Here is a 23,989-nt window from a genome sequence, read left to right as displayed (position 1 = left end):
CTTTCCGCTGAAAGCGGGAGCGAGCTCGTCGTGAAGGCACGCATCATCGTCGTCGAGGACGAACCGGATCTGAGGGAGGCTGTGGCCGAATATCTCGGCGCCAGCGGCTATGACGTCGTGACGGCCGAGAATGCGGCCGCCGCGCGCGCGCTGTTCGAGGCGCAGTCCTTCCACCTCGCCATCCTCGACATCGCCATGCCCGGCGAGGACGGGCTGTCGCTCGGCCGCTGGCTGCGCTCGAAAACACAGATCGGCGTCATCTACGCCACGGCCGCCGGCACCGCGCTCGACCGCATCGTCGGGCTGGAGCTCGGCGCCGACGATTATATCGTCAAGCCGTACGAATTGCGCGAGGTGCTGGCGCGGGTGCGCAGCGTGCTGCGCCGCGTGCCGCAGCCGGCCGAGCCGCAGCCGGCGAAGGCCGAAACCGCAAATCGCCGTTTCGTGAATTTCGGCGGCTTCCAGGCCGATTTCGACGGCCGTCTGGTCATCGGCGCCAATGGCGCGGTGATCGAGATGGCCAAAAGCGAGTTCGACGTGCTCGAGGTTTTTCTCACCCGCGCCAACCGGCTTCTGACGCGAGCGGCGATTTCGGAGGCGATCGGCTTCGTCGAGGATCCGGAATCCTCGCGCGCGGTCGACATCCGCATCATGCGGTTGCGAAAGAAGATCGAGGCCGACCCCGCCAATCCGAAATTCCTGCGCACGGTGCGCGGCGAAGGCTATATCTTCTCGCTGCCGAGCGGCGACGCCAACTAGAGCATTCCGGGAATGGCATGAAACGGCTAGGCTCAGCGCCTTGGCCGTAGCCTTCCGTCCGGAATTGCGCCAAAACAAAGCGGTAGAGCGGTTCGCCGTTTCCGTGGAACGGAGGGGCGCTCTGAACGACCGACGTCCGGGCCTGGATGACCATGACTGCTGATGCAGCACGCACCGATACGAATGGCTCGCGTCCCGGCGGCGCCGCGATGGCGGCTGTCCATGTCGTGCGCCGCCTGCGCGAGGCAGGCGACTGGCAGCGCGAGATGGACGACATATTGGCGACGATGTGCCGCAAGATGGATTGCCAGCGCGGCATCCTTTTCCGCCTGCGTGAATTGCCGGGCGAAGGCTTCGCCCAGTCCGTCGCCGCTTATTGGATCGACCCTGACTTCGGCGGCGAGCTGGCCTCGCCTACGGTGATCATGCAGTCGATCATCAACTCGGACTCGCTGCTGGAGCAGTTGCAGGAGGACGAGCGGCAAGGCAAGATTTTCTCCGGCCACACGCGCGACCTCGAGGGTTTCCTGCGGGCCGATTTCGAGAAGCAGAACATCAAGTCGTTCCTGTCCGTCTCCGTGTTCGCGCATGGCCACCTTTGGGGCACGCTGGCCATCAATGACTGCATCGCTGAGCGCGAATGGACGGATGAGGAAGAGGCGACGCTGCACATCATCGCTTTGGCGATCGGCGACGCCATCGAGCGCTCGCCATCGGAAGCGCATGCCAGTGAAGTGATCCGCCGCACCATGCTGCAGGCCTCACTGGACGCCATCATCGTCATCGACGAGACGGGTTCGATCATCGAATTCAATCCGGCCGCCGAGAAGATGTTCGGCTTCCAGCGCAGCGCAATCCTCGGCAAGGACCTGCTCGATACCATCGTTCCGCTATACTACCGCAAAGGCTATGCCTCTGGCGCCGAATACATGGCCGGCCGCGGCGCGCCGATGGTCGGCCAGCGGCTGGAGACCGTCACGCAGAACGCTGCCGGCGAGATTTTCCCGATCGAGCTGACGGCGACCGAGATGCGGGTTGCCGACCGCCGCCTGATCTTCGGCTCGATCCGCGACCTGCGCGAAAAGCTGCAGGCCGAGGAAGAGATCAATCGTCAGCGCGAGAAGCTGCACCAGAACGAGAAGATGGCGGCGATGGGCTCGCTGCTTGCCGGCGTCTCGCATGAGCTCAACAACCCGCTTGCGGTGGTTGTGGCGCAGTCGACGCTGCTGCATGAATTCGCCGGCGATCCGCAGACAAAGGTCCGCGCCGAGAAAGTGCGCGCCGCCGCCGAGCGTTGCGGCCGCATCGTCAAGAGCTTCCTGTCGATGGTGCGCCTGCACCCGACCGAGCAGGCCGAGACCGATCTCAACCAGGTGGTGCGCTCGGCGCTCGAAGTCACCGCCTATGGCGCGCGCTCCAGCGGCATCATCATCGACACCGATTTCACCGGCGGGCCGCTGCTTGCCATGGCCGACGCCGACCACATCACGCAGGTCGCGGCAAACTTCCTCATCAACAGCCAGCATGCGCTTGCCGGCATCGCCGGCGAACGGCGCATCAAGGTGCGGACGTTCCGCAACGAGCACGGCAATCCGGGCTTCTCCGTCGAGGACAACGGCCCGGGCATCCCCGCGGCGATCCGCTCGCGCATCTTCGAATCCTATTTCACCACCAAGCCGGTCGGCGTCGGCACCGGCATCGGCCTGTCGATCTCGAAATCGATCGTCGAGCGCCACAAAGGCAACATCTGGTTCGAGGAGGTCGAGCCGCAAGGTGCGCGCTTCGTCGTGCAATTGCCGGCGATCGCGGGCGGCAGCGCCGCGCCCGGCGAAGGTCCGGCGCGTTCAAGCGGGCTGCGCCACGCGCTGGTGATCGACGACGAGCCGGACGTCGCCGGCTCGTTGTCCGACATACTCGAACTGATGGGCGTGAAGTCGCGCGTCGTGGCAAGCTGGACATCGGCGGCGGACGTGTTGAACGGCTACATGCCGCCGGACATCGTTTTTTCCGATCTGCGCATGCCGGGCATCAGCGGCATTGCGATCTACCGCGAACTGCTTGCTCAGCGGCCCGCGCTGGCGCAGCGCTTCGTGCTGGTCACTGGCGATCTGATCGGTGCCAAGGCGGAAATCGAAGCGCTGCCGCCGCAGCAGCGCCCGCACATCCTGGAAAAGCCATTCTCGACGCTCGACGTCCGCGGCATCCTCTCGGCCATTGCCGACGAAGCCGCCGCCGACAACGGCGCCCATATCTGAGCAGGTTAGCCTGGGACCACCAGGTAGGCGGAATCTAAACCTAAACTCGCCGTCGCCGGCTTCGTCGAGATTCAGGTCAGGCTGAGTCGAAAATGGTGACTTCCGAGAACCGGAGCGGAGCGTACTTCAGTACGTGAGCACCGGAAGCGCAGGAAGCTGCCCTTCGCAGGTCGGCCTCACCTGAATATCGACAGGCCCCAAAAAAGAGGCTCCCGACCGATTTCCACGGCGGGAGCCTGACTGGAGCGCAGGAGGGCGCGCTCAGGGGAGGTCTTAAAAAACGTTCGGCGTGTTGGTGAGCGGCGCGGCGTTGGCGATCATGCGCACCGCGCGCTCCCTGTGCTGGCCGGATTGCTCGGCGATGGCGCGCAGGCACTCAAGGCTCTCGGCGCCCCAGTTCTGACCCTTGCAGGCAAAGTCGATCGTGGATTCCGGCAGGCGGGCGGTCTTGAGCGTGGTCTGCGCGCCCTCGACGACATTGGCCGGCGGATTGATCGAGGCGAAAGCCGGCCCTGAGGCAGGCGCGGCCAGCATGGCGACAAAGGCGCAGGCGCCGATCAGCATGAACATCGCCATCGGATGGTCGCTGGCGCGCTGCCGCAGCGCAAGCTTCGGCCGGCGGTCATTGCGTTGCGGTCCATGCAGGCGGCGATTGGCATCGGTGGTGCGAACTTTCGCAAACATCGGTTGCTCCCTTCGTTGTCTTTCTTTTTTGCTATGAAACGAACATAATCGCACCAGGTAACTGCCGGATGGTCGGCGATGATTGCCTGTGTAACAGGATTGAAACAGATGCCGGACGCGCCAGCCTTCCCAATCCGAGGCAACCATTCGAGCGGCCATCGAAATGGTCGGCGCAGATATGCGCCTGCCGTGCCGGCCCGACTGTAAACAGCCTCACACAGCAACGCCTGAATCGAGCGCTCCGCCGCTGTCTACGCACGCCCGTGACCGTCAAAACAGGCCTTCTCCGAGACGGGCATCCGCCTTCTGAATTGCCGTCCCGCTTCCTCAATTAAGACCCGGATTTTCCGGGATTTTTCCAGCCCGGGCGGGGCCGGATTTGCCGCCATGGAATTTTCATATTTACGCAAGCCATTGCATTTCAATGCAAAATGTGCTTATATTGAATGAGTATTCAACAAAAAGCAAAATATATCCATGAACCCGCACCTTCGTGACGTGGCGATCCCCAACGATTGGGACCGGCGGGGTTTGCCGGGGTGGAGCTACCATTCCAACGCCCTTCTCGAGCTTGAGAAGGAGTACGTCTTCCGCAACCACTGGCAGATCGCCGGCCACGTCTCCGACGTGCCGAATCCGGGCGACTATCTGACCATGGATGTCGTCGGCGAGCGCGCGCTGATCGTGCGCGGCAAGGACGGCGTAGTGCGCGCCTTCAACAACATGTGCCGCCACCGCGGCAGCCGCGTCGTCGCCGACAGCCAGGGCACCTGCAAGAACGCGCTGGTGTGCCCGTTCCATGGCTGGGTCTACAATCTCGATGGCACACTGCGCGGCGCTGCCCGTCCGGGCTCGTTCCCCGAGCTCGACAAGACCGAGTTCGGCCTGATGCCGCTCGACCTCGAAATCTGGATGGGCTTTATTTTCATCCGCTTCCGCAAGGGCGGCCCGCAGCCTTCGGTGGCCGAGCTGCTGAAGCCGATCGAGGCCGAGATGGCGCATTACAATGTCGCCGACATGGTCCCTTCCTGGGGCATCTGGACCCAGAAATCGCCGGTCAACTGGAAGTCGGTGCGCGACGTCGACAATGAAGGCTACCACGTCGCCATGGCCCATCCGGCGCTGCAGGACCTCTATGGCGCGACCTATTTCGACGAGCCCTTCATCAACGGCGTCTCGCGGTCCTTCGCCACCTACAACCCGCATGCCGGGCGGCGCTGGAGCGTTCGCGAGTACATCAAGCTCGGGCCCGAGGCTACACATCTGCCCGAACATCTGCGCAAGGCCTGGATCTATTACGGCATCTTCCCCAACAACGCGCTGTCGATCATGCCGGAATCCGTCCAGTTCTATCAGGAGTTCCCGCTATCGACCGGCGAGACGCTGCTGCGCGGCGCCATCTACCGCTACAAGGACGAGACGCGCCAACAGGCGGCGGCACGCTACCTCGCCTATCGCATCGACCGCGACACGATGAGCGAGGACGTGCAGCTCTCGGTGTGGTCGAACGAATCCATGCTGTCGGAAGCCTTCGAGGGCTTTTACCTCTCCGACCTCGAATACGGCGTGCGCACCCACCACGACCATCTGCGCAGGCAGATCCCGGTTCTGAACCTGGAGACGGCACCCGAGGAAAAGGACATGTGGGGATTGAACGACGCGCTGAGGTCGAGGGGATGAGCTCTCACCTTCTCCCCGTAAACGGGGAGAAGGAAGAGCCAATCACCCCCGCCAGACCCCTTCCTTCCTTAAATCATCCATGGTCCGCGAAATGCCTTCGCGCAGGATCGCCACCATGTCATCGACCTGCTCGCGGCTGATGATCAGCGGCGGCGACATCACGCACATGTTGATCAGCGGCCGCACCAGAAGGCCGAGCTCGTGGCAATGCGCATCGATGCGTTTGCCCACATTCTTGTCGAGCTGCAGCGGATCCTTGCTGTCGCGGTCGGCGACGCATTCGACGCAAGCCATCAGCCCGACGCCACGCACCTCGCCGACCAGCGGCAACTCTTCCAGCGTCTTCAGTCGCGCCTGGAAATAGGGCGCGATCTCGCGCGTGTGGGCGAGCACGCCCTCTTCCAGAAGATCGAGATTCTTCAGCGCGACGGCGCAGCCGATCGGATGGCTGGTGTAGGTGAGCCCATGGCCGAACAGCGCATCCCGGTGGTTGGAGCGGCGCAGCTCTTCGAGCAGCCGCTCCGAGATGATGACGCCGCCGAGCGGGAAATAGCCCGATGTGACGCCCTTGGCGAAGGTGATCATGTCCGGGTCGATGCCGAACACGTCGCCTGAGGCAAAGATATGGCCGAGCCGTCCGAAGCCGGTCACCACCTCGTCCGAGACATAGAGGATGTCGTTCTCGCGGCAGATCTCGCGGATACGCTTCAGGTACCCGTCCGGCGGCACGATGACGCCTCCGGAAGCCTGCACCGGTTCGCCGACAAAGGCGCCGATGCGCTCCGCGCCGACGCGCGCGACGGTGTCGCGGAACTGGTCGACCAGGAAATCGGTGAAGGCGGCGATGCTCGTCTCCTTCGGCCGCCGGAACGGGTCGGGCGAGGACAATTTGACCACCAGATCGTCGGCGCCGTCCATCCAGTCGCGGTCACGCGGCCGGCCGTTGAGCGAGGCCGACAGATAGGTCGAGCCGTGATAGGCGCCGCCACGGCTGAGGATCAGCTTCTTCTCCGGCCGTCCGCGCACATTGTTGTAGAACTGCATGAAGCGCAGCGCCGTCTCCACCGCCGAAGAGCCGCCGGTGGTGAAGAAGGTGTGGCTGAGATCGCCGGGTGCCGCATCGGCGATGCGCCGGGCAAGCTCGGCCGAGGGCGCATTCATCGTATACCAAGGCGTGTTGTAGGAGAGCGCCATCGCCTGGTCGTACATGACCTTGGCCAGCTCCTCGCGGCGATGGCCGACATTGATGCACCACATGCCGGCCGGGCCGTCGATGAGGCGCTTGCCGGAAGCGTCGGTGATGTAGATGCCGTCGCCCTCGCCGATCAGCGCGCGCGCCTCGTTGCCGACCGAGCCGGCATAGGGCCAGGGCTGCAAGAGATGGCGCTTGGCGAGCTCGACCGCGTCGTCATCGCCGGCATCGATGAGTTCGCTTGCCTTGATCTTGCTTTGAGCCGCCATTTTCGCCTCGCATTGTCAGGTTTTTGAATTTCCACCGGATATCAAATTGCGCGGAAAACCATGGAAACTCAGCTTTTCATCACTTCATTTTGAATATCCGTTCAATCAATATCGCAGAAATAGCGCTTGATTTCAATCGGCGGATGCGCTCATGATGAAAGAAAGCCGGCAAGCCAGGGAGCGATCGCGCTCCAAGCATAATTCGGGAACAGGCAGCCGGCGCCACGAATGGGAAGGCGCATGGCGGGACAGTCCGAGCCAGCTACCGAAATCACGCCCGGAGCGCTGCAATGACGGTTGCCGCGGAAGGGTCGCCCCCGTTGCGCATGGCGGGATCGAGACGACGTCCCCTTCTGCAATCGGAAGCCATCCAGGGCTTTGCCCTGATCAGTCCCACCTTCGTCTACGCTCTCATTCTCCTCGTCCTGCCGATCCTGGTCGTCATCGCCCATTCCTTCTGGACGCAGAACTATCTCACCATCGATCACACATTCACGCTGGAGAATTACCGGATCGCGCTGACCGAGCCGATCTACCGCGACCTGCTCTGGCGCTCGCTCTACATCTCGCTGACCGTCAGCCTGCTCACCGTGGCACTGGCCTATCCGATCGCCTATTTCATTTCCTTTCATGGCGGCCGCCACAAGAGCCTGTGGCTGTTCCTCATCACCATCCCGTTCTGGACCAGCTACCTGCTGCGCGTGATGTCGTGGAAGGTGATCCTCGGCTATAACGGCGTGCTCAACTCCGGCCTGATGGGCCTCGGCATCATCGACGAGCCGTCGACGGCGCTGCTCTATAATTCCACCGCCGTCATCATCACGCTGACCCATGCCTGGGCGACTTTCGCCATCCTGCCGATCTTCGTTTCGCTGGAGAAGGTCGATCGGACCCTGGTCGAAGCGGCGACCGACCTCGGCGACGGCCCGCTGCGCTCCTTCCTGCGCGTCACCCTGCCGCTGTCGGCGCCCGGCGTCATCTCGGCGGCGCTGATCGTCATGATCCCGACCGTCGGCGACTACGTCACGCCGAAGCTCGTCGGCGGCAAGGACGGCGTCATGATCGCCAACGCAATCCAGGCGCAATTCGGCAAGGCGTCGAACTGGCCGCTGGGTGCAGCACTTTCCGTAACCACGATGATCATCGTCTCGCTGATGGCCGGCGGCACCGTGCTGGTCTTCCGTGCCCTGCAGAGGCTGGCACGATGATGGCGATCAGACGTTACCTGCCCGGCTGGCTGTCGAGCTATGCCGTCCTCTATCTGCTGTTTCTTTACCTGCCGGTGATCTTCCTGCCGATCTTCTCGATCAACGCGGCAGCGACGCCCAAATTCCCGCTCTCGGGCGTCACCCTGCACTGGTACGAGGATCTGCCGCGCACGCCGGCGCTGATCGACGCCACCTGGAACAGCCTCATCGCCGGCATCTCCGCCTCGATCCTGTCGACGGTGCTGGGCATCCTCGCCGCCCGCTCGATCACCCGCTACCGTTACCCGGGCCGCCGCGCCATCAACGGGCTGATCATGGCGCCGCTGGTGCTGCCGGAGGTGATCGTCGCCATCTCGATGCTGCTGGTCATGCTGCAGTTGGGCTTGAGCCTGTCGCTGTTCACGGTGGTGCTTGGCCATGTGCTGGTCTGCATTCCCTATTCGATGACCGTGCTGACCTCCGGTTTCGAGGGTTTCGATCGCAGCCTCGAGGAGGCCTCGGCCGATCTCGGCGAGAGCGCGTTCGGCACCTTCCGGCGCGTGACGTTGCCGATGGTCGCGCCGGCGATCATCTCCAGCCTGCTCGTCTGCTTCACCATCTCGCTCGACGAATTCATCATCGCCTTCTTCCTCACCGGCACCGAGGCGACGCTGCCGATCTACATCTGGGGCCAGTTGCGGTTTGCGGCCAAGCTTCCCGGCGTGCTGGCGCTCGGCACCTTGCTGCTCTTCGCGTCCTTCCTGTTGATGACGATTGCCGAAATCCTGCGCCGCCGCGCGGCGAGACGCACCCAGAACGAGGGAGGCCTCTATGCTTGAGCGGGTCCAGTCCGAGCGCACCCAAACCGATCGCACCATGATCGAGATCCGCGACGTTACCCGCAGCTACGGATCGTTCAAGGCGCTGGACAATGCCTCGCTGGCGATCAGGGAGGGCGAGTTCTTCTCCCTGCTCGGGCCCTCGGGCTGCGGCAAGACCACGCTCTTGCGCATGATCGCCGGTTTCGACACGCCGACCAGCGGCTCCATCGCCGTCGACGGCCAGCCGATGGACGGCATTCCCGCCAACCGCCGGCCGACCAACATGGTCTTCCAGAGCTATGCGATCTTCCCGCATCTCAATGTCGAGCAGAATGTCGCCTACGGCCTGAAGCGGCTGAAGCTCGACGCCGGCGCGGAGAAGCGCCGCGTCGAGGAAGCGCTGGCGCAGGTCTCGCTTACCGGTCTCGGCAAGCGCCGCGCCACCGAGCTTTCCGGCGGCCAGCGCCAGCGCGTCGCTTTGGCCCGCGCGCTGGTCATGCGGCCCAAGGTGCTGCTGCTCGATGAGCCGCTCTCGGCGTTGGACAAGAAGCTGCGCGAGCAGATGCAGGTCGAACTGCGCCGCTTGCAGCAGGCGGTCGGCATCACCTTCGTGCTGGTCACGCACGATCAGTACGAGGCCCTGGCGATGTCGGACCGCATCGCGGTGATGTTCGGCGGCAAGATCGCGCAGGTCGCTTCGCCGAAGGAAATCTACCAGCGCCCGGTCAATCGCCAGGTCGCCGACTTCCTCGGCGGCATGAATTTCGTAAAAGCCGAGATCGTCGAGGAAAACGGCGCTTCGCTGGTGCTCGACACGCTGGGCTTCGGCCGCGTCAGGACAGACAAGCCAAGGGCTTTCGTGCGCAATGGCGGCGCGGCGACGCTTGGCATCCGGCCCGAACGCCTGCGTGTTTTGTGGGACAACGCGTCAGCAAAATTCGAGGTCGCCGGCAAGGTCGTCGAGCGCCACTATTTCGGTGAGATCACGCATCTGATCGTCGAGATCCCCGGACTGGAAAAGCCGCTTTCGGTGACCGAGACCAACGATTTCGGCGCCGACGACATTCCGGTCGGCGCGCCAATCCGTCTCGCCTACGACCCCGAGGCGCTGGTGGCGATGGCGGACTGAATCTTTGCAGCAGCGACGCGCCCCGCCACGATCGCGCCTTCGACATAGCCCGGGAAAGACGGCGACACTTCCGAGGCGGCGAAATAGATGGGCGGCGCGCCGGCAAGGATGACGCGCTCGGCATGTCGCGCGGTGACGTCGACGATGAGGTCGCTATAGGCGCCGCCGCTCCAGCGGTCATGCGTCCAGTCGCGCGAGCTGAAATCGATGACGTCGGCGGCCCGCGGGCCGAGCGCCTGGACAAGCCTCGCGATGATTTCCGCACTCAAGGCCGCCTCGCCGAGGGGGTGCCAGCGCAGCGCCAGCGGCCCGCCAACGAAGACGACAAGCGCGGCATGGTCGGCATCCGTGCTGGCGTCGCAGGCAAACAGCCCCGGCTGGTCGCGCCACATGACCATGCCGCACAGATCGCGCTCGCGCCAAAAAGGCTTTGCGTAACGCACCAGGATCTTGATCACCGCGCCGCTTTCCCAGACGCCGAGCGCGCTTGCGAGCTCCGCCGGCAAAGCCGGCGTGAAATCGAGCTTCGCGGCCGTCGCCGGCGGCAGCGCGATCAGGACCTCGCGCGCTTCGATCGTGGCCGCGCCGGTGCTGATGCGAACGCCTTGCGGGGCGCGCTCGACACGGGCCACTGCTTGGTTCAGGCGCAGCCGGTCGCCGAGCTCGGCGGCGAGATCCTCGGCCAGCGATTGCATGGTGTTGCCCAGAAAATACTGCAGCTCGAACACCTCGTTGGTGATGCGGCGATCATTGTCGATCAGGTACCAGAGCGGCACCTTGTCCGCTGCCAGGCACCACAGGCCCTCGACCAACGAGCGGAAAGCGGCCTTGGCATCGGCCTCATCGTGCTGGCGTTCCAGCCAATCGGCGACGGTCAGCCCGGCAATCGCTGGATCGTCCGGATCGATTCTGTTCATGCGCTCGCGGATCGCCATCGCGACACGATAGGTCCGCTCCGCCCGCGCTGGCTTCATCGACGGATGGGTGATGAATTCGCCCTCGATATAGGTCTCGACGAAGGTCTTGCCGTAGGTCCTGGCCAGCTTCATCACTTCGGGCATGTCCACGCACAGGAACTGGCCGCCGCTGTCGATCAGTTCGCCGAGGCCATTGCGGACAGCCTCTACCCTGCCGCCGACGCGGTCGCGCGCCTCCAGCACAAGGAAATCGATGCCGGCGCGCTTCAATTCGAGTGCGGCGGACAGGCCGGTGAAGCCGGCGCCGACAATGACGACGTCGGTCCTTTCGATGATGCTGCTCAATAGCCGGCCTTGATCTTCTCGAATTCGGCGATCATCTTGAGCTTGAGCTCCGAGGGCAGCGGCTGCTGGAACAGCGTCTTGTCGACCCATTTTTCGACGTTGTCGTAGCCCTTCTCCTTCAGGACCGCCGGATCGACGCCGGCCATGCCCTTGGCATTGGCCTGGCCGTAGCCCCAATCCTTGACCAGCACCTTGGCGACTTCCGGATCGTTGACGGCGTTGAGGTAGTCATAGGCTTTGTCGATGTTGCCGGGCGCGTCCTTGAACAGCACGTAGCCGCAGACCCAGGTCGAGATGCCTTCGTTGGTGTCCTTCTTGGATTTGATCGGCACGCCGGCCTTGACCGACTGCACGGTCGCGTCGTTCCAGGCCCAGGCGAGATCGACCTCGCCGCCGGAAAGCAGTTGCACGATGTCGGTGGTGTCGGCCCAGTAGGAGCGCACATTCTTGTGCACCTGGCGCAGAAAGTCCGACGCCTGCTTGAACTGGTCGTCCGTCATCTTGGTCCAGTCCTTGAGCCCGATGGCGAGGCTGGCCAACGCGTAGGCGTCGTCGACATTGTCGCCGATCGAAACCCTGCCCTTGTATTTCGGATCGGCGAACGCCTTCAGCGACTGCACGTCCTTTTCGGCGATCTTGTCGGAGTTGTAGGTGAGCTGGGTATTGCCCCAGTCCCACGGCATGAACCAGGCCTTGCCGTCGGACGTCGTGGCAAGGTCCTTCATCGCCATGATGCCGGGGTTGAGATCCTTCCAGCCTGCGATCTTGGACGTGTCGAGCGGCTGCAGCAGCCCCGCTTCGCGCCATTTCACCACGCTCTGCGAGCAGGGATGGCCGAGATCGGACTTGAAGCCGGAGCGGATTTTTTCGAAGGCCTCGTCCTCGTCGCCGAAGAAGGCGAAGGTCGGCGAATCGCCGTTCTTCTCGACATACTTGCCGTGGAAGCTCGGATCCTCATAGCCTGACCAGTCGAAGACGATCAGATCCTTGTCGGCGGCGACCGCGAACGCCGCCGCCGAAGCGGCGAGCACGCTCCCAAGCGCCAGGGTCAATGTCAGGCGTCGGCTGAGTTTCTTCATGCTGTTCCATCCTCTTTTGCCGGTCTTGTTGGCCGGCTGTTGCTAACCCGGCTTTCGCTAGCTCCAGTTCTCGCTAGCCAAAGTGTTTCGGGAAGGCGGCGGCCAAAAACGCATTCGCCGCCTGCAATGCGGTCTCTCGCGTGGTGTCCTCAGTCCCCATCATCAGCCGCAGCCACAAGCCCTCGAGCATGGCGCTGAGCGCCAGCGCGATGACCTGGGGGTCATAGGTGTAGTTGCCGCTCGCTTTTAGCGTCGTGCAGAGGTCGATGAAGACCTGCTGGTAATAGGCGTCGCGCGAACTGCTCAGCGCCTGGTAGGTCGGCCGCGACTTGGCTTCGCCCCAGAAGGCGAGCCATGCGGCAAGCTTGCGCTTGTTGCAGATCGAGCGGTCGAAATCGGCCCATACCAGATGCTGCAGCTGTCTCGCCGGATCGTCGCCCGCCTTCTGCAGGGAAGTGCGCCAATGCGCCGAATATTCGTCATACATGTGCTGCAGCGTGGCGATCAGCAGCTTTTCCTTGCTCTCGAAATGGAAGTTGACGATGCCGCGCGACAGGCCCGCGCCGTCGGCCACGTCCGCCATCGTCGTTTCGGCATAGCCGCGCTTGGCCAGGGAATCGATCGTCGCCTCGATCAGCTGCAGCCGCCGGACCTCTTTCGAGGCCTTGCGGCCACGCTTTTCGGCATCGCCTTTCCGCGCCGTTTCGGGGAGAGCATCGCTCGCCTCTGCAGTCTTCATGGGTGTGACGGTCTCCAGCATTGCCGGCTATCCGACCGGCTTCCAACCGCGCAGATGAGTGGGGCGGTGCTCGCCACTGTCAAGCACCTTCTGCATCGCCTCCCAGGTCTTGATGTTCTTGTCGACATAGGCCGCGCCGACCGCTGCCGCGGCCCGCGCGTAGAGCGGTCCCTTGAGCCGCGAAAGCTCTTCGCGCGCGACCTCGCGGTACCATGGATTGCGGTCGCGGACCGTAATGTCGGTAAAGCCGGCGCGCCGCATCGCCTCGGCATAGCGCGCCGGTGAGGCCATGGCGAAGGAGAGCCCTTCGGCTGCGATATAGGCCTTCATCTGAGGCGACGGCTCGCCGTCATGCGAAATCATCCAGTTCGACGCCGCAAACACCCCGCCGGGCTTCAGCACGCGAAAGATCTCGGCGAACAGCGCGTACTTGTCCGGCACATGCAAAAGCGCATCCTTGGAGAAGACGACGTCGAAGGAAGCGTCCGTGAAAGGCAGCGGCCCCGGCGGCGCCTGGACGAAGCTGACACAGTCTTCGAGGCCCTGACTGATCGCGCCTCGCCTCGCCGTCTCGATCACCGGCTTTTCGACGTCGAAGCCGGTGGCTCGAGCGGTGCCGTGCGTTGCCGCCAGATGCAGCGTGATGCCGCCGGCGCCGCAACCGATATCGAGGATCGTTTTGCCCTTGAGGGAGAGGCCTTCGACGACGCGGTCGACCTCGTCCGGACCGCCCGGCGACAAGTAACCTTCGCCCCACAGCACTTCGAGGAAGCGGATGGCGGTTTCGTCGTATTCCGGCTCGGCGTCGGCCGTCTCGATCATCGGATCCTCAACCTCAAATGCCGATGCGTATCAATCCAGAGATCAAGGCAAAGCCTAGCGCATCAATGGGAAAACGCAACACCATTTGTTGAACATTCATTCAATATGGCTGGACAAAAAACTGTGGTCCGTGCCAAATTCGGGCAATCGGGAACAAGACGCACCGAAAAGAAGGGCAACCGGCTGGAGGTTCGGCGCGCATGAAGGCATGGGACGCGATCGTCATCGGCGGCGGCCATAACGGGCTGGTCACCGCCTGCTATCTGCAGCGCGCCGGGCTGGACGTGCTGGTGGTCGAGAAGAACGATTGGGTCGGCGGCGCGGCCACCAGCCGCGAGCTGACGCCGGGCTTCCTCTATTCCAACTGTTCCTATGTCTGCTCGCTGTTTCGGCCCGAGATCATGCGCGACCTGGAGCTGCCGCGCTTCGGCCTGCAGGTGATCTCCTATGAAGGCGGCGCGGTGTTCACGCGCGACGGCGACTACCTCGCCAACTACCGCGATCATGACGCGCATCGCCGTGAGTTCGCCCGCTTTTCGAAGCGCGACGCCGAGGCCTATGACCGCTATTCGCGCGACGTCACGAGGCAGTGCCGCTTCATCCAGCCGCTCTTGATGCGCACCGCGCCCGACCCGACGAGCTTCAGGCCGCGCGACCTGGGCGAGCTGCTTTATCTCGGCAAGAAATTCGCCGGCCTCTCGGCCGAGGAGATGGCGCTGACCTTGCGCTTCTGGACGATGTCGATCTCGGACTTCCTCGACGAGTATTTCGAGACCGACGTCATCAAGGCGAACTTCGCGCTGTCCGGCATCATCGGCACGGCGCTGGGCCCGATGTCGCCCGGCACGGCTTATGTGCTGCTTCATCATTATATGGGCGAGGTCGACGGCTCGGTCGGCGCCTGGGGCTACGCGCGCGGCGGCATGGGCGCCGTCACCAGGGCGCTGGCCGCCTCCTTCAAGGCCAGTGGCGGCACCATCCGCACCGGCGCCGAGGTCGACCAGGTGCTGATCAGGAACGGCAAGGCCAAGGGCGTGGTGCTTGCCGGCGGCGAGGAGATCGACGGCAAGCTCGTCATCTCCAATGCCGACGTCAAGCGCACCTTCCTGAAGCTGGTCGAGGAGAAGGAGCTGCCCGACATCTTCCTGCGCCGCGTCAGGAACTTCAAGATCCGCGGCTCGTCGGGCAAGGTCAACATCGCGCTCGATTCCCTGCCCGAATTCCCGGCTTTGCCCAAGGACTCGCCGGTCTACCGCGCCGACATGCATTTCATCGATTCCATCGAGCGCATGGAGCGCGCCTATGACGACTGGAAGGCCGGACGCTGGTCGGCCGATCCCTTCCTCGACATGATGATCCCGACCACGCTCGATCCGACCATGGCGCCGCCGGGCAAGCATTTCATGAGCTGCTTCGTGCAATACACACCGCCGAAGATAAAAGGGGCGGACTGGACCGACGCCGACCGCGACGGCTTCGCCGAAAGCGTGATTGCGCAGATCGCTGAATATTCGCCCGCCTTCCGCGACCGCATCGTCCACATGGAGGTGCGCACGCCGCGCGAGATCGAGGCCGAGGTCGGCCTCACCGAAGGCAATATTTTTCAGGGCGAGCTCACCTTCGACCAGCTGCTCTTCAACCGCCCGGTGCCGGGCTACGCACAATACCGCTCGCCGCTCAGTGGGCTCTATATGTGCGGCTCTTCCACCCATCCGGGCGGCGGCGTCATGGGCGCGCCCGGACGCAATGCCGCCGCCGAAATCCTGCGTGATCTGGCCAAGCCAACCCTGCATATGAGCCCGGCCCATGACGTCATCTGATTTGAACTGGGACGTTATCGTCATCGGCGGCGGTCACAATGGCCTCGTCGCCGCCGCCACGCTGGCCAAGTCGGGCCGCAAGGTGCTGCTGCTCGAGGCCGGCAACGAGGTCGGCGGCGCCGCGCGCACCGAGGAATTCGCGCCGGGCTTTCGCGTCTCCACGGTCGCGCATCTGCTCAATCGCCTGCATCCCGATGTCGTGAAGACGCTGGAGCTGGAACGCCACGGGCTGACGGTAGAGCGCGGCGACTTCGTGCTGTCGGTTGCGCTGTCGAAGGACGGCCCGCTGGTGCTCCACGGCGCCTATGGCGAGGTGCTGACGGGCGCCAGCGCTTCGGAACAGTCCGCCTGGAAAGATTTGCGCGCGCAACTGCTGCGCTATGCCGGCGTGCTGAAGCCTTTCCTGTCGCGCCGACCGCCTGATCTTGGCGGCATGTCGCTCGCCGATGTGACCGGGCTCGGCCAGACCGCGCTGGCGCTGAAGCGACTCGGCAAGAAAGACATGCGCGATTTCCTGCGCGTGCTTCTGATGAATGTCTACGATCTGCTCGACGAGCAGCTGTCGGATGACCGGTTGAAGGGCCTGCTTGCTTTCGACGCGACGCTGGGGTCGCATCTTGGGCCGCGCTCGCCGACTTCGCTGCTCGGCCTCTACTACAGGCTGGCCGGCGAAATTGGCGGCCTTGCCGGCGCGCAGATCCAGCCGAAAGGCGGCATGGGCGCCGTCGTCGCCGCCATCTGCGCGGCGGCGGAAAAAGCCGGCGTTTCCATCCGCCACGCTTCGCCGGTCGCCAAGGTGATCGTCGAGAAGGGCCGCGCCGTCGGCGTCGTCACGCAGGGCGACGCGACGCTGCAGGCCAAGATCGTCGTCTCCGCGATCAACCCGGCGACGACGATCCTCGATCTTGTCGGCCCGCGCGAGGTTGACTCCGGCTTCGTGCGCAAGGTGAAGAACATCCGCATGAAGGGCGATGCGGCCAAGCTGCATCTGGCGCTGGACCGCCCGCCGCAATTTTCGGGCGTCGACGCCGCCGGCCACAAGGGCCGCCTCGTCGTCGCGCCTTCGCCCGACCATGTCGAGCGCGCCTTCAATCCGTCGAAATATGGCGACTTCTCGCCAGAGCCGGTGATGGAGATCACGTTGCCCAGCCTGGCCGACCCATCGCTCGCCCCATTCGGCGCCTGCGTGCTTTCGGCCGTGGTGCAGTACGCGCCTTATGCGTTGAGAGAGGGCTGGGGCGCCGGCAAGCCGCGCTTCCTCAAGGCGATCATGGCGCAGCTCGAGACCTATGCGCCCGGCATCGGGGCAACGGTCAGCCACGCCGAGCTTTTGACGCCCGCCGACATCGAGGCGCGCTATCGCATGCCTGGCGGCCACTGGCACCATGGCGAGTTGCAGGCCGACCAGATGCTGATGTCGCGGCCGGTCTCCGGCTGGTCGGGCTACGACACGCCGCTCGAAGGCCTGTTCCTTGCCGGCGCCGGCTCGCATCCGGGCGGCGGCATCTCCGGCGCGCCCGGCCTCAACGCCGCGCGCCGCATCATCGCGATGAGGGGGTGAATATGTTTTTGCAAATCGCTGAAGTCGCGCTCCATGGCGCCCCCCTCTGGCCTGCCGGCCATCTCCCCCACGAAGGGGGAGATCAGCAGCTCGATCTGTCGGCGCTTTTCTTGCGACGTCGGAGACTGGCGAAAGTCAGCGTGACGTCCAATCTCCCCCCTTGTGGGGGAGATGTCCGGCAGGACAGAGGGGGGCGCGAAGGAACGCCGTCATGAATCGTCATGTGAAAACCGACGCCGCCCGCACCCTCGCCCAATCCCACTTCCGCACTTTGCGCATGGGCACCCCCTTCCAGCCGCGCATCGACGCGCTGGCGCTGACGAACGACTGGTACAACTGGGCCGGCTACCGCGCGCCGCATTCGCTGTGGGACGAGGAGCTCGAATATTTCGCCATCCGCAGCCAGGCGGCGCTCTTCGACATCTCGCCAATGACCAAATACCGAATCGAGGGACCGGATGCCGAAGCCTATCTCGACCGCGTCACCCTGCGCGACGTGACCAAGCTGAAACCCGGCCGCGTCCACTACACCGCCTGGTGCGATGACGATGGTTTCGTGCTCGACGACGGCACGTTGTTCCGGCTTTCGCCGACACGCTTCCGTCTCTGCTCGCAGGAGCGGCATCTGCCCTGGCTGCTCGACAGTGCGATCAGCTATGAGGTCAGTGTCGAGGAGGAGACGGAGGCCATCGCCGGACTTGCGCTGCAGGGCCCGACCTCCTTCGCCATCCTGCGCGAAGCGGGCTTTGCCGGCGTCGAGCGGCTGAAAATCTTCGACCTCGCCGAGTTCGCGCATGACAGCGCTGCGGTGACCATCTCGCGCACCGGCTTCACCGGCGATCTCGGCTACGAATTGTTCGTGCCGGCCGACAAGGCGCTGAGCCTGTGGGACCGGCTGATGGCGGCGGGCGAGCTGCGCGGCATCCGCGCCATCGGCTATACGGCGCTGAACCGCGCTCGGCTGGAGGCGGGACTGATCGTCGCCAATGCCGATTTCACGGCTGCCGAGCACGCCATCCGCGCCGACCGCCTTCGCATGCCGGACGAGATCGGCCTCGGCTTCATGATCGATCCGGACAAAGGCCATTTCAACGGCCGCCGCGCCATCCTCGAAGCCCGGACGAAGAAGAAGCTGCGCCATGTGCTGGTCGGCCTGGAGATCGAAGGCAACATCCCGGCCGAGCATGCGATCGTCTACTACAAGAAAAGCCAGGAGGTTGGGCTGGTCAGCGCGGCGATATGGTCGCCCATGGCCAAGCGCAACATCGCGCTCGCCTCGCTGCGGCGGCCCTATGGCGAAACAATCGTCGACGACCTCTGGGTCGAGATTTACGTCATGCGCGAGTTGCAGTACCAGAAGCTGATGAAGAAGGCGAAGGTGGTGCCGAGGCCCTTCATCAAGCTCGACCGCCGCACCGCAAACCCGCCCGCGGACTTTTGACATGGCAAGCGAAGCGGAAGACCTGGAAGCGGAAGCCGCCGAGCAGTGGCAACTGGTCAACACGCCACTCGGCGAGATGTGGTCCGGCCGTACTCGCTACGCGGCGGCGATGTATTTCTTCAAGCGCGGCGAAATGAACGCCGAGACGCTCGAGGTCTACCGCATTTGCGCCCGGCTCGACGCGGAAAACCCCTTGGCGATCATCCGCGACCGTGGCGTCGGCAAGGAATGGCTGAGGCGTATCGGCTACGACGGATAGACCCGCCTTAGCCTATGGTGCGCTCCAGCACGTTCAACCAGTTCCGATAAGAGATCTTCTCGATCAGCGCGCGCCCGAAACCGCGTGCCGCCAGCGCATCGATGAGCTTCGGCAGACCGGCGACGTCGCCGATGGGGGCCGGGATCATGGCGCCGTCGAAATCCGAGCCCAGCCCGACCCCGTCTTCACCCAGCGCCTGCAACAGCGAATCGATGTGGCGCACCATGATATCAATGCTGGTGTCGGCGTTCATGCGGCCGTCCTCGCGCAGGAAGCCGGTGGCGAAGTTCAGGCCCACCATGCCGCCGGATTCGCGGATCGCGCCGAGCTGCCAGTCGGTCAGGTTGCGCGAATGGCCGCAGATCGCATGCACATTGGAATGGGTCGCGACCAACGGCGCATCGCTAAGCTCGGCCACGTCGCGAAAACCCTTCTCGTTGAGATGCGAGAGGTCGATCATGATCCTGAGCTGGTTGCACGCCTTGACCAGCGCCTTGCCGGCATCGGTAAGACCTGGCCCGGTGTCGGGCGAGGACGGAAAGCGGAACGGCACGCCGTTGCCGAAGGCGTTGGGGCGGCTCCAGACGATGCCCAGCGAGCGCAGCCCTGCGGCGTGCAGCACATCGAGCATGGCAAGCCCGGGATCGATCGCCTCGACGCCTTCGATGTGGAACACCGCCGCGATCGAGCCCTTGGCCATCGCGTCCCGCACATCGCCGGCGCTGCGGCAGACGGTCAATGCGCCGGCGCGCTCCAGCCGGAACAGGATCGAAGCCATGCCGATGGTCGAGGTGATCGCCTCGGCCTGCGGCAGTTCCGGCGGCAGCGGTTCATTGTCGCTCGGCGCCGGCGGCACGGCGCTGCGTTTCGACTTTTCGACCGGAGGCGGAAAGATCGCGAACATGCCGCCGGCAAAGCCGCCCTTCCTGGCGCGCGGCAGGTCGATATGCCCGCCCGGCGTCCCCTCGATGAACAGCTTTTCGACGTCGGCTTCCTTCGACTGGTAGAGCCGAAGCAGCGTGTCGTTATGTCCGTCGAAAACGGGGATCAGGTCGGTATCGGTCATCAGGGAAGCCATTCAAATCGGAGATGGGCGGGACGACAGGTTTCGTCCGGGCGAACCGTCAACTTAGGCAAGATGACCGGGCGGTGCAAATGCTGGGCTGGCTCTTTTCCTTCTCCCCCTGTGGGAGAAGGTGGATCGGCGCGCAGCGCCGAGACGGATGAGGGGTGTTCCAACGGAGTGAGACGCCGGCTTTCTCTGGAGCACCCCTCATCCGGCCGCTGCGCGGCCACCTTCTCCCGCAGGGGGAGAAGGGAAAGACGGTGCTACCGCTTCAGCACATCCGCCCATTCCGGGTGGCGACGGAACTGGGCGTTGGCGAAGGGGCAGAGCGGGATGATCTTCTTGCCGGCGGCACGCGCATCCTCGACCGCGCGGGTGACGAGCCGAAGCCCGGCGCCCTGGCCGCGAAAGACGTCCGGCACTTCGGTGTGGTCGATGATGAGCTGGTGCTCGCCGATCTTGGTGAACGTCATCTCGGCCTCGGCGCCGCCCGGGCCGCGCAGCACGTAACGCCCCTTGGAGCCGCGGTCTTCCAGTTCGATCTCGGGCAGTTGGTCGGCCATGTCACTTGCCTCCTTCGGCAACGGGCGCCGGCGCGAAAAACCGCCGCGCCGCTTCGATTTCATTCGGCCGAACCTCATGCCCGCCGTCGTGCCATTCCACTGTGACATCGGCGCCGTCGGCGCGCAAATAGGCCTCGAGCCGCGACGTCAACTTGGGCGGACAGATCGGGTCGCGCCTGCCGGCCGTGATCAAGATGCGGCGGCCGGCAAGCCTGCCCTGGACGCGGGGTTCGAACGGGATCAGCGGATGCATCAGCGTCGCGCCATCGAACAGGCCCGGCTCGGCGAACACCACCGAGGCCAGGATGTTGGCGCCGTTGGAGTAGCCGAGGCCGAACACCGCCGAGGGTTTTGCGGTCCCGACATGCGCCTTGACGAAGCCCGCCATCTTCGAGGTCGCGCGCGCCAGGTCGTCCATGTCGTAGACACCCTCGCCGGTGCGGCGGAAGAAACGGGGAGCACCGTGCTCCGACACATCGCCGCGCGGCGAGACGATCGTCGCCGAAGGCATAAGCTCGCGGCCGAAGCCGAGAAGCTGGTTCTCGTCGGCGCCCGTGCCGTGGAGGACGAAGAGCAGCGGACTGCCCGGCGTACCGGGCAGCACCTTATAGATGTAAGCGTCCTTGCTCATGGCTTCAGTCTTCCAGCTTCTGCAGATGCTGTTCCAGATAGGGCCGCAGATGCTGGTGCTGCGCCGGCAGCCTCAGCGCCTCGCCCAGATGCGCGGTGTCCTCGTCGCGGTTGAAGCCCGGCTCGTTGGTCGACACCTCGAACAGCACGCCGCCCGGCGTTCGGAAATAGATCGCCCAGAAATAGTCGCGATCGATGACCGGCGTCACGCCATAGCCCGTGTCGACCAGCGCCTTGCGCACTTCCAGCTGCTTGGCACGATCCTCGACCGCGAAGGCGACATGGTGCACCGACCCGGCGCCGAGATTGGCAAAGCCGGCACCCGGCAGCGATTCGATGTCGACGACATCGGCGCCGTTGCCGTTCTTGATCGCCAGCCGGCGGATATTGCCGGACTTGTCGACCTCCTCATAGCCCATGAATTTCAAAAGCTCCTCGGTGGCGCCTCCGTCCTTCAGCCGCAGCGAGACCGAGTGGAAGCCGCGGATCGCCTCGTCGCCGGGAACGCCGCCTTTGACCCACGGCGCGCGTTTGTCGGCCTTGTCCTCGACAAGCGCGAAACTGTCGCCGTCGGGACCGGTGAAGGTAAGCCGCTTCTCGCCAAAAGCTTCCGTGCGGGCGACGTTGCCCACGCCTTCATCGGCAAAGCGCTTTTCCCAATAGGCCAGCGTGCCTTCCGGCACCGAGAACACTGTCGAGCCCACCTCGCCGACGCCGTGCCGGCCCTTGGCGATATCGGGGAACGGGAAATAGGTCATCACCGAACCCGGCGTGCCGACCTCGTCGGCATAGTAGAGATGGTAGACATCCGGCGCGTCGAAATTGACGGTCTTCTTCACCCGGCGCAGGCCAAGCTTTTTCGTAAAGAACTCATTGTTGTGGCGTGCATCGCTCGCCATCGAGGTGACGTGATGCAGCCCCTGTATCTGATTGAGCATGATCCTGCTCCTTCCCTTTGTCCTTGTGCGGCCCTTGCCGCTGTCCACGCCAATATGAGGATGAGCGGGCCGGCGGCAAAGCGGCAAACACAGAATGGACTGTATCACAAAAGTGAACGACAGTTCGAAACATGTCCACCAATCCGTCACCAAAGCTTGGCTTGCAACGCGGGTGATTTCCGTTCCATCTGAACGCTTCCACAAGGAGACGATCTTGGACAATCGCAAGCACCGCCCGAACGTCCTGCTCATCACCTGCGACCAGTGGCGTGGCGATTGCCTGTCGGCGGCTGGCCATCCGGTGGTGAAGACGCCGAACGTGGATGCGCTCGCCGCGGAAGGCGTGCTTTTCCGCCGCCACTACGGCGGGGCAGCACCCTGCTCGCCTGCCCGCGCGTGCCTCTACACCGGGCTCTACCAGATGAACAATCGCGTCTGCCGCAATGGCACGCCGCTTGACGCGCGCCATGGCAACATCGCGCTTTCGGCGCGCGCGGCGGGCTATGATCCCACCCTGTTCGGCTACACCGATGTCTCGCTCGATCCGCGCCCGCTGGCGGCCGGGGATCCGCGCCTGCGCAGCTATGAAGGCGTGCTGCCGGGATTCACCGTGCGCCAGGCCCTGCCCGAGCATCAGAAGCAATGGCAGTCATGGCTGCGGACCCAAGGCATCGACACCGGCGCAGGAAGCCCCGACATCCACCGTCCGGCCCGCGGCCAGGCGAAACAGGACGTGAGCAACGCGCCGCCGATCTATTCGAAAGACCAAACGCCGACCGCGTTCCTGGCCGGCGAGTTCATCCGCTGGCTTGGCGAGCAGGAGAAGCGCGCGCCGTGGTTCGCGCATATCTCCTTCATCAGCCCGCACCCGCCCTTCATCGTGCCGGAGCCCTACAACAGCATGTACGATCCGGCCGAAGGTCCCGCTTTCAAACGCGCTGCAAATTGGCAGGCCGAGGCCAGGAGTCATCCCTATCTCGCCTACGATCTGGCCGGGCAGAAGCGGACAAAATTCGTCCCCGGCATCGAGGGCAACGTGCCCGACTGGAGCGAGGAGAACTTTCGCCGCATCCGCGCGATCTATTACGGCATGATCTCCGAGGTCGACGCGCAGCTCGGCCGCATCTGGCGGGCCATCAAATCAGCGGGCGCCTGGGACGACACCGTGATCGTGCTCACCTCCGACCATGCCGAGATGATGGGCGATCACTTCATGCTCGGCAAAGGCGGCTTCTTCGACGCCAGCTACCACATTCCGTTGATCATCCGCGATCCGCGCCGGGAAGCCACGGCCGGTTCGTCCGTGGATCGCTTCACTGAAGCCGTCGATATCTTCCCGACTATGCTCGACCTGATCGGCGCCGCGCCGCAGTGCCACCTCGACGGTCGTTCGCTCGCGCCTTGGCTGGACAGAACGGAACCGGAAGCCTGGCGCGACGCTGCGCATTGGGAGTTTGATTTCCGCACGGTCGCCCAAGGCGAAGCCGAACGCCATTTCGGTGTCGGATCGAACGCCTGCAACCTCGCCGTTATCCGCGCGGCGGACTTCAAATATGTCCACTTCGGCGGCGGCCTGCCGGCGCTTCTGTTCGACCTATCGAGGGACCCAGGCGAGCTGAACAATGTGGCGAACGACCCGGCCTATCTCCCGGTACGGCTCGAGTTCGCCGAGAAGATGCTTGCCTGGCGCGCCGCTCACCTCGATCAGTCCCTTGCCTTGGCGGAACTGACGGAAGGTGGAGTGGTGGGGTACGCGAGTAGGCAGTAGGCAGTAGGCAGTAGGCAGTAGGCAGTAGGCAGTAGGCAGTAGGCAGTAGGCAGTAGGCAGTAGGC

General features: G+C 64.2%; 21 protein-coding genes. 11 read left to right on the top strand and 10 right to left on the bottom strand.

Going from position 1 to position 23,989, the window contains the following annotated elements; translation table 11 throughout:
- Positions 1–30: 30 nt before the first annotated feature.
- Positions 31–759, top strand: coding sequence for a response regulator (locus LB526_RS23360; RefSeq protein ID WP_224545631.1), 729 nt, complete (start codon positions 31–33; stop codon positions 757–759).
- Positions 760–911: 152 nt separating this feature from the next.
- Entirely contained in the window at positions 912–3,014 is a 2,103-nt protein-coding gene (locus LB526_RS23355; RefSeq protein WP_224629975.1) for an ATP-binding protein, read from the top strand.
- Between the two features lie 273 nt (positions 3,015–3,287).
- Here the strand turns inward: LB526_RS23355 and LB526_RS23350 are convergent, their stop codons facing one another.
- Positions 3,288–3,698 carry a hypothetical protein gene (locus LB526_RS23350; protein WP_224602332.1) on the bottom strand — a complete coding sequence of 137 codons (411 nt, stop codon included), beginning with the start codon at positions 3,696–3,698 and terminating at the stop codon, positions 3,288–3,290.
- A 477-nt stretch (positions 3,699–4,175) separates the two neighbouring features.
- Here LB526_RS23350 and LB526_RS23345 point away from each other — a divergent pair, with 477 nt between their 5' ends.
- The gene (locus LB526_RS23345; RefSeq protein WP_224629974.1) at positions 4,176–5,378 is read left to right on the top strand and encodes an aromatic ring-hydroxylating oxygenase subunit alpha; all 1,203 of its coding nucleotides are present in this window, start codon (positions 4,176–4,178) and stop codon (positions 5,376–5,378) included.
- Between the two features lie 42 nt (positions 5,379–5,420).
- On the opposite strand, the gene LB526_RS23340 is transcribed toward LB526_RS23345, so the two are convergent.
- Complete coding sequence (locus tag LB526_RS23340; protein WP_224629973.1) at positions 5,421–6,839, bottom strand: aminotransferase; 1,419 nt, start codon at positions 6,837–6,839, stop codon at positions 5,421–5,423.
- 290 nt (positions 6,840–7,129) lie between these two features.
- Here LB526_RS23340 and LB526_RS23335 point away from each other — a divergent pair, with 290 nt between their 5' ends.
- From LB526_RS23335 to LB526_RS23325, 3 genes are read left to right on the top strand one after another with little or no spacing between them, the layout of a single operon-like run.
- Positions 7,130–8,047, top strand: a complete 918-nt coding sequence (locus LB526_RS23335) for an ABC transporter permease (RefSeq protein WP_224629972.1) — start codon at positions 7,130–7,132, stop codon at positions 8,045–8,047.
- The gene (locus LB526_RS23330; protein ID WP_224629971.1) at positions 8,044–8,865 is read left to right on the top strand and encodes an ABC transporter permease; all 822 of its coding nucleotides are present in this window, start codon (positions 8,044–8,046) and stop codon (positions 8,863–8,865) included. Before LB526_RS23335 ends, LB526_RS23330 begins: the two co-directional genes overlap by 4 nt.
- A gap of 37 nt (positions 8,866–8,902) precedes the next feature.
- Positions 8,903–9,976 (top strand): ABC transporter ATP-binding protein, encoded by a 1,074-nt coding sequence (locus LB526_RS23325; protein WP_224630024.1) that lies wholly within the window; start codon positions 8,903–8,905, stop codon positions 9,974–9,976.
- Here the strand turns inward: LB526_RS23325 and LB526_RS23320 are convergent.
- From LB526_RS23320 to LB526_RS23305, 4 genes are all read right to left on the bottom strand, one after another.
- Complete coding sequence (locus tag LB526_RS23320) at positions 9,940–11,238, bottom strand: flavin monoamine oxidase family protein (RefSeq protein WP_224629970.1); 1,299 nt, start codon at positions 11,236–11,238, stop codon at positions 9,940–9,942. The two genes, LB526_RS23325 and LB526_RS23320, sit on opposite strands and share 37 nt — an antisense overlap.
- The gene (locus tag LB526_RS23315; RefSeq protein ID WP_140842942.1) at positions 11,235–12,317 is read right to left on the bottom strand and encodes an ABC transporter substrate-binding protein; all 1,083 of its coding nucleotides are present in this window, start codon (positions 12,315–12,317) and stop codon (positions 11,235–11,237) included. Before LB526_RS23315 ends, LB526_RS23320 begins: the two co-directional genes overlap by 4 nt.
- A gap of 73 nt (positions 12,318–12,390) precedes the next feature.
- Positions 12,391–13,077 (bottom strand): transcriptional regulator BetI, encoded by a 687-nt coding sequence (gene betI / locus LB526_RS23310; protein ID WP_140842940.1) that lies wholly within the window; start codon positions 13,075–13,077, stop codon positions 12,391–12,393.
- 6 nt (positions 13,078–13,083) lie between these two features.
- Positions 13,084–13,878, bottom strand: a complete 795-nt coding sequence (locus LB526_RS23305; RefSeq protein ID WP_140842938.1) for a methyltransferase domain-containing protein — start codon at positions 13,876–13,878, stop codon at positions 13,084–13,086.
- A 200-nt stretch (positions 13,879–14,078) separates the two neighbouring features.
- On the opposite strand from LB526_RS23305, the gene LB526_RS23300 reads away from it, so the two are divergent.
- From LB526_RS23300 to LB526_RS23285, 4 genes are all read left to right on the top strand, one after another.
- Positions 14,079–15,698: a phytoene desaturase family protein gene (locus tag LB526_RS23300; protein WP_140842936.1), complete on the top strand. Its 1,620-nt coding sequence runs from the start codon at positions 14,079–14,081 to the stop codon at positions 15,696–15,698.
- Entirely contained in the window at positions 15,685–17,259 is a 1,575-nt protein-coding gene (locus LB526_RS23295) for a phytoene desaturase family protein (RefSeq protein ID WP_224629969.1), read from the top strand. Before LB526_RS23300 ends, LB526_RS23295 begins: the two co-directional genes overlap by 14 nt.
- A 211-nt stretch (positions 17,260–17,470) precedes the next feature.
- Complete coding sequence (locus LB526_RS23290) at positions 17,471–18,700, top strand: aminomethyltransferase family protein (protein ID WP_224629968.1); 1,230 nt, start codon at positions 17,471–17,473, stop codon at positions 18,698–18,700.
- 1 nt (position 18,701) lies between these two features.
- Positions 18,702–18,959 carry a hypothetical protein gene (locus tag LB526_RS23285; protein ID WP_224629967.1) on the top strand — a complete coding sequence of 86 codons (258 nt, stop codon included), beginning with the start codon at positions 18,702–18,704 and terminating at the stop codon, positions 18,957–18,959.
- A 7-nt stretch (positions 18,960–18,966) separates the two neighbouring features.
- Here LB526_RS23285 and LB526_RS23280 read toward each other — a convergent pair whose 3' ends face one another.
- The 4 genes from LB526_RS23280 to LB526_RS23265 all read right to left on the bottom strand — a co-directional run bounded on the left by LB526_RS23280 (position 18,967) and on the right by LB526_RS23265 (position 22,156).
- Positions 18,967–20,025 (bottom strand): dipeptidase, encoded by a 1,059-nt coding sequence (locus LB526_RS23280; protein WP_224629966.1) that lies wholly within the window; start codon positions 20,023–20,025, stop codon positions 18,967–18,969.
- 263 nt (positions 20,026–20,288) lie between these two features.
- A complete protein-coding gene (locus tag LB526_RS23275) occupies positions 20,289–20,588 on the bottom strand; it encodes a GNAT family N-acetyltransferase (RefSeq protein WP_095767389.1) in 300 nt (99 codons plus the stop codon).
- 1 nt (position 20,589) lies between these two features.
- Positions 20,590–21,219 (bottom strand): alpha/beta hydrolase, encoded by a 630-nt coding sequence (locus LB526_RS23270; RefSeq protein ID WP_224629965.1) that lies wholly within the window; start codon positions 21,217–21,219, stop codon positions 20,590–20,592.
- 4 nt (positions 21,220–21,223) lie between these two features.
- Positions 21,224–22,156 (bottom strand): VOC family protein, encoded by a 933-nt coding sequence (locus LB526_RS23265; protein ID WP_224629964.1) that lies wholly within the window; start codon positions 22,154–22,156, stop codon positions 21,224–21,226.
- A gap of 214 nt (positions 22,157–22,370) precedes the next feature.
- On the opposite strand from LB526_RS23265, the gene LB526_RS23260 reads away from it, so the two are divergent.
- Positions 22,371–23,924 carry an alkaline phosphatase family protein gene (locus LB526_RS23260; RefSeq protein WP_224629963.1) on the top strand — a complete coding sequence of 518 codons (1,554 nt, stop codon included), beginning with the start codon at positions 22,371–22,373 and terminating at the stop codon, positions 23,922–23,924.
- Positions 23,925–23,989 lie beyond the last annotated feature (65 nt).

Source organism: Mesorhizobium sp. CA6 (assembly GCF_020165035.1).
Taxonomy (GTDB): Bacteria; Pseudomonadota; Alphaproteobacteria; order Rhizobiales; family Rhizobiaceae; genus Mesorhizobium.
This window is presented reverse-complemented; position numbering and strand designations above follow the sequence as displayed.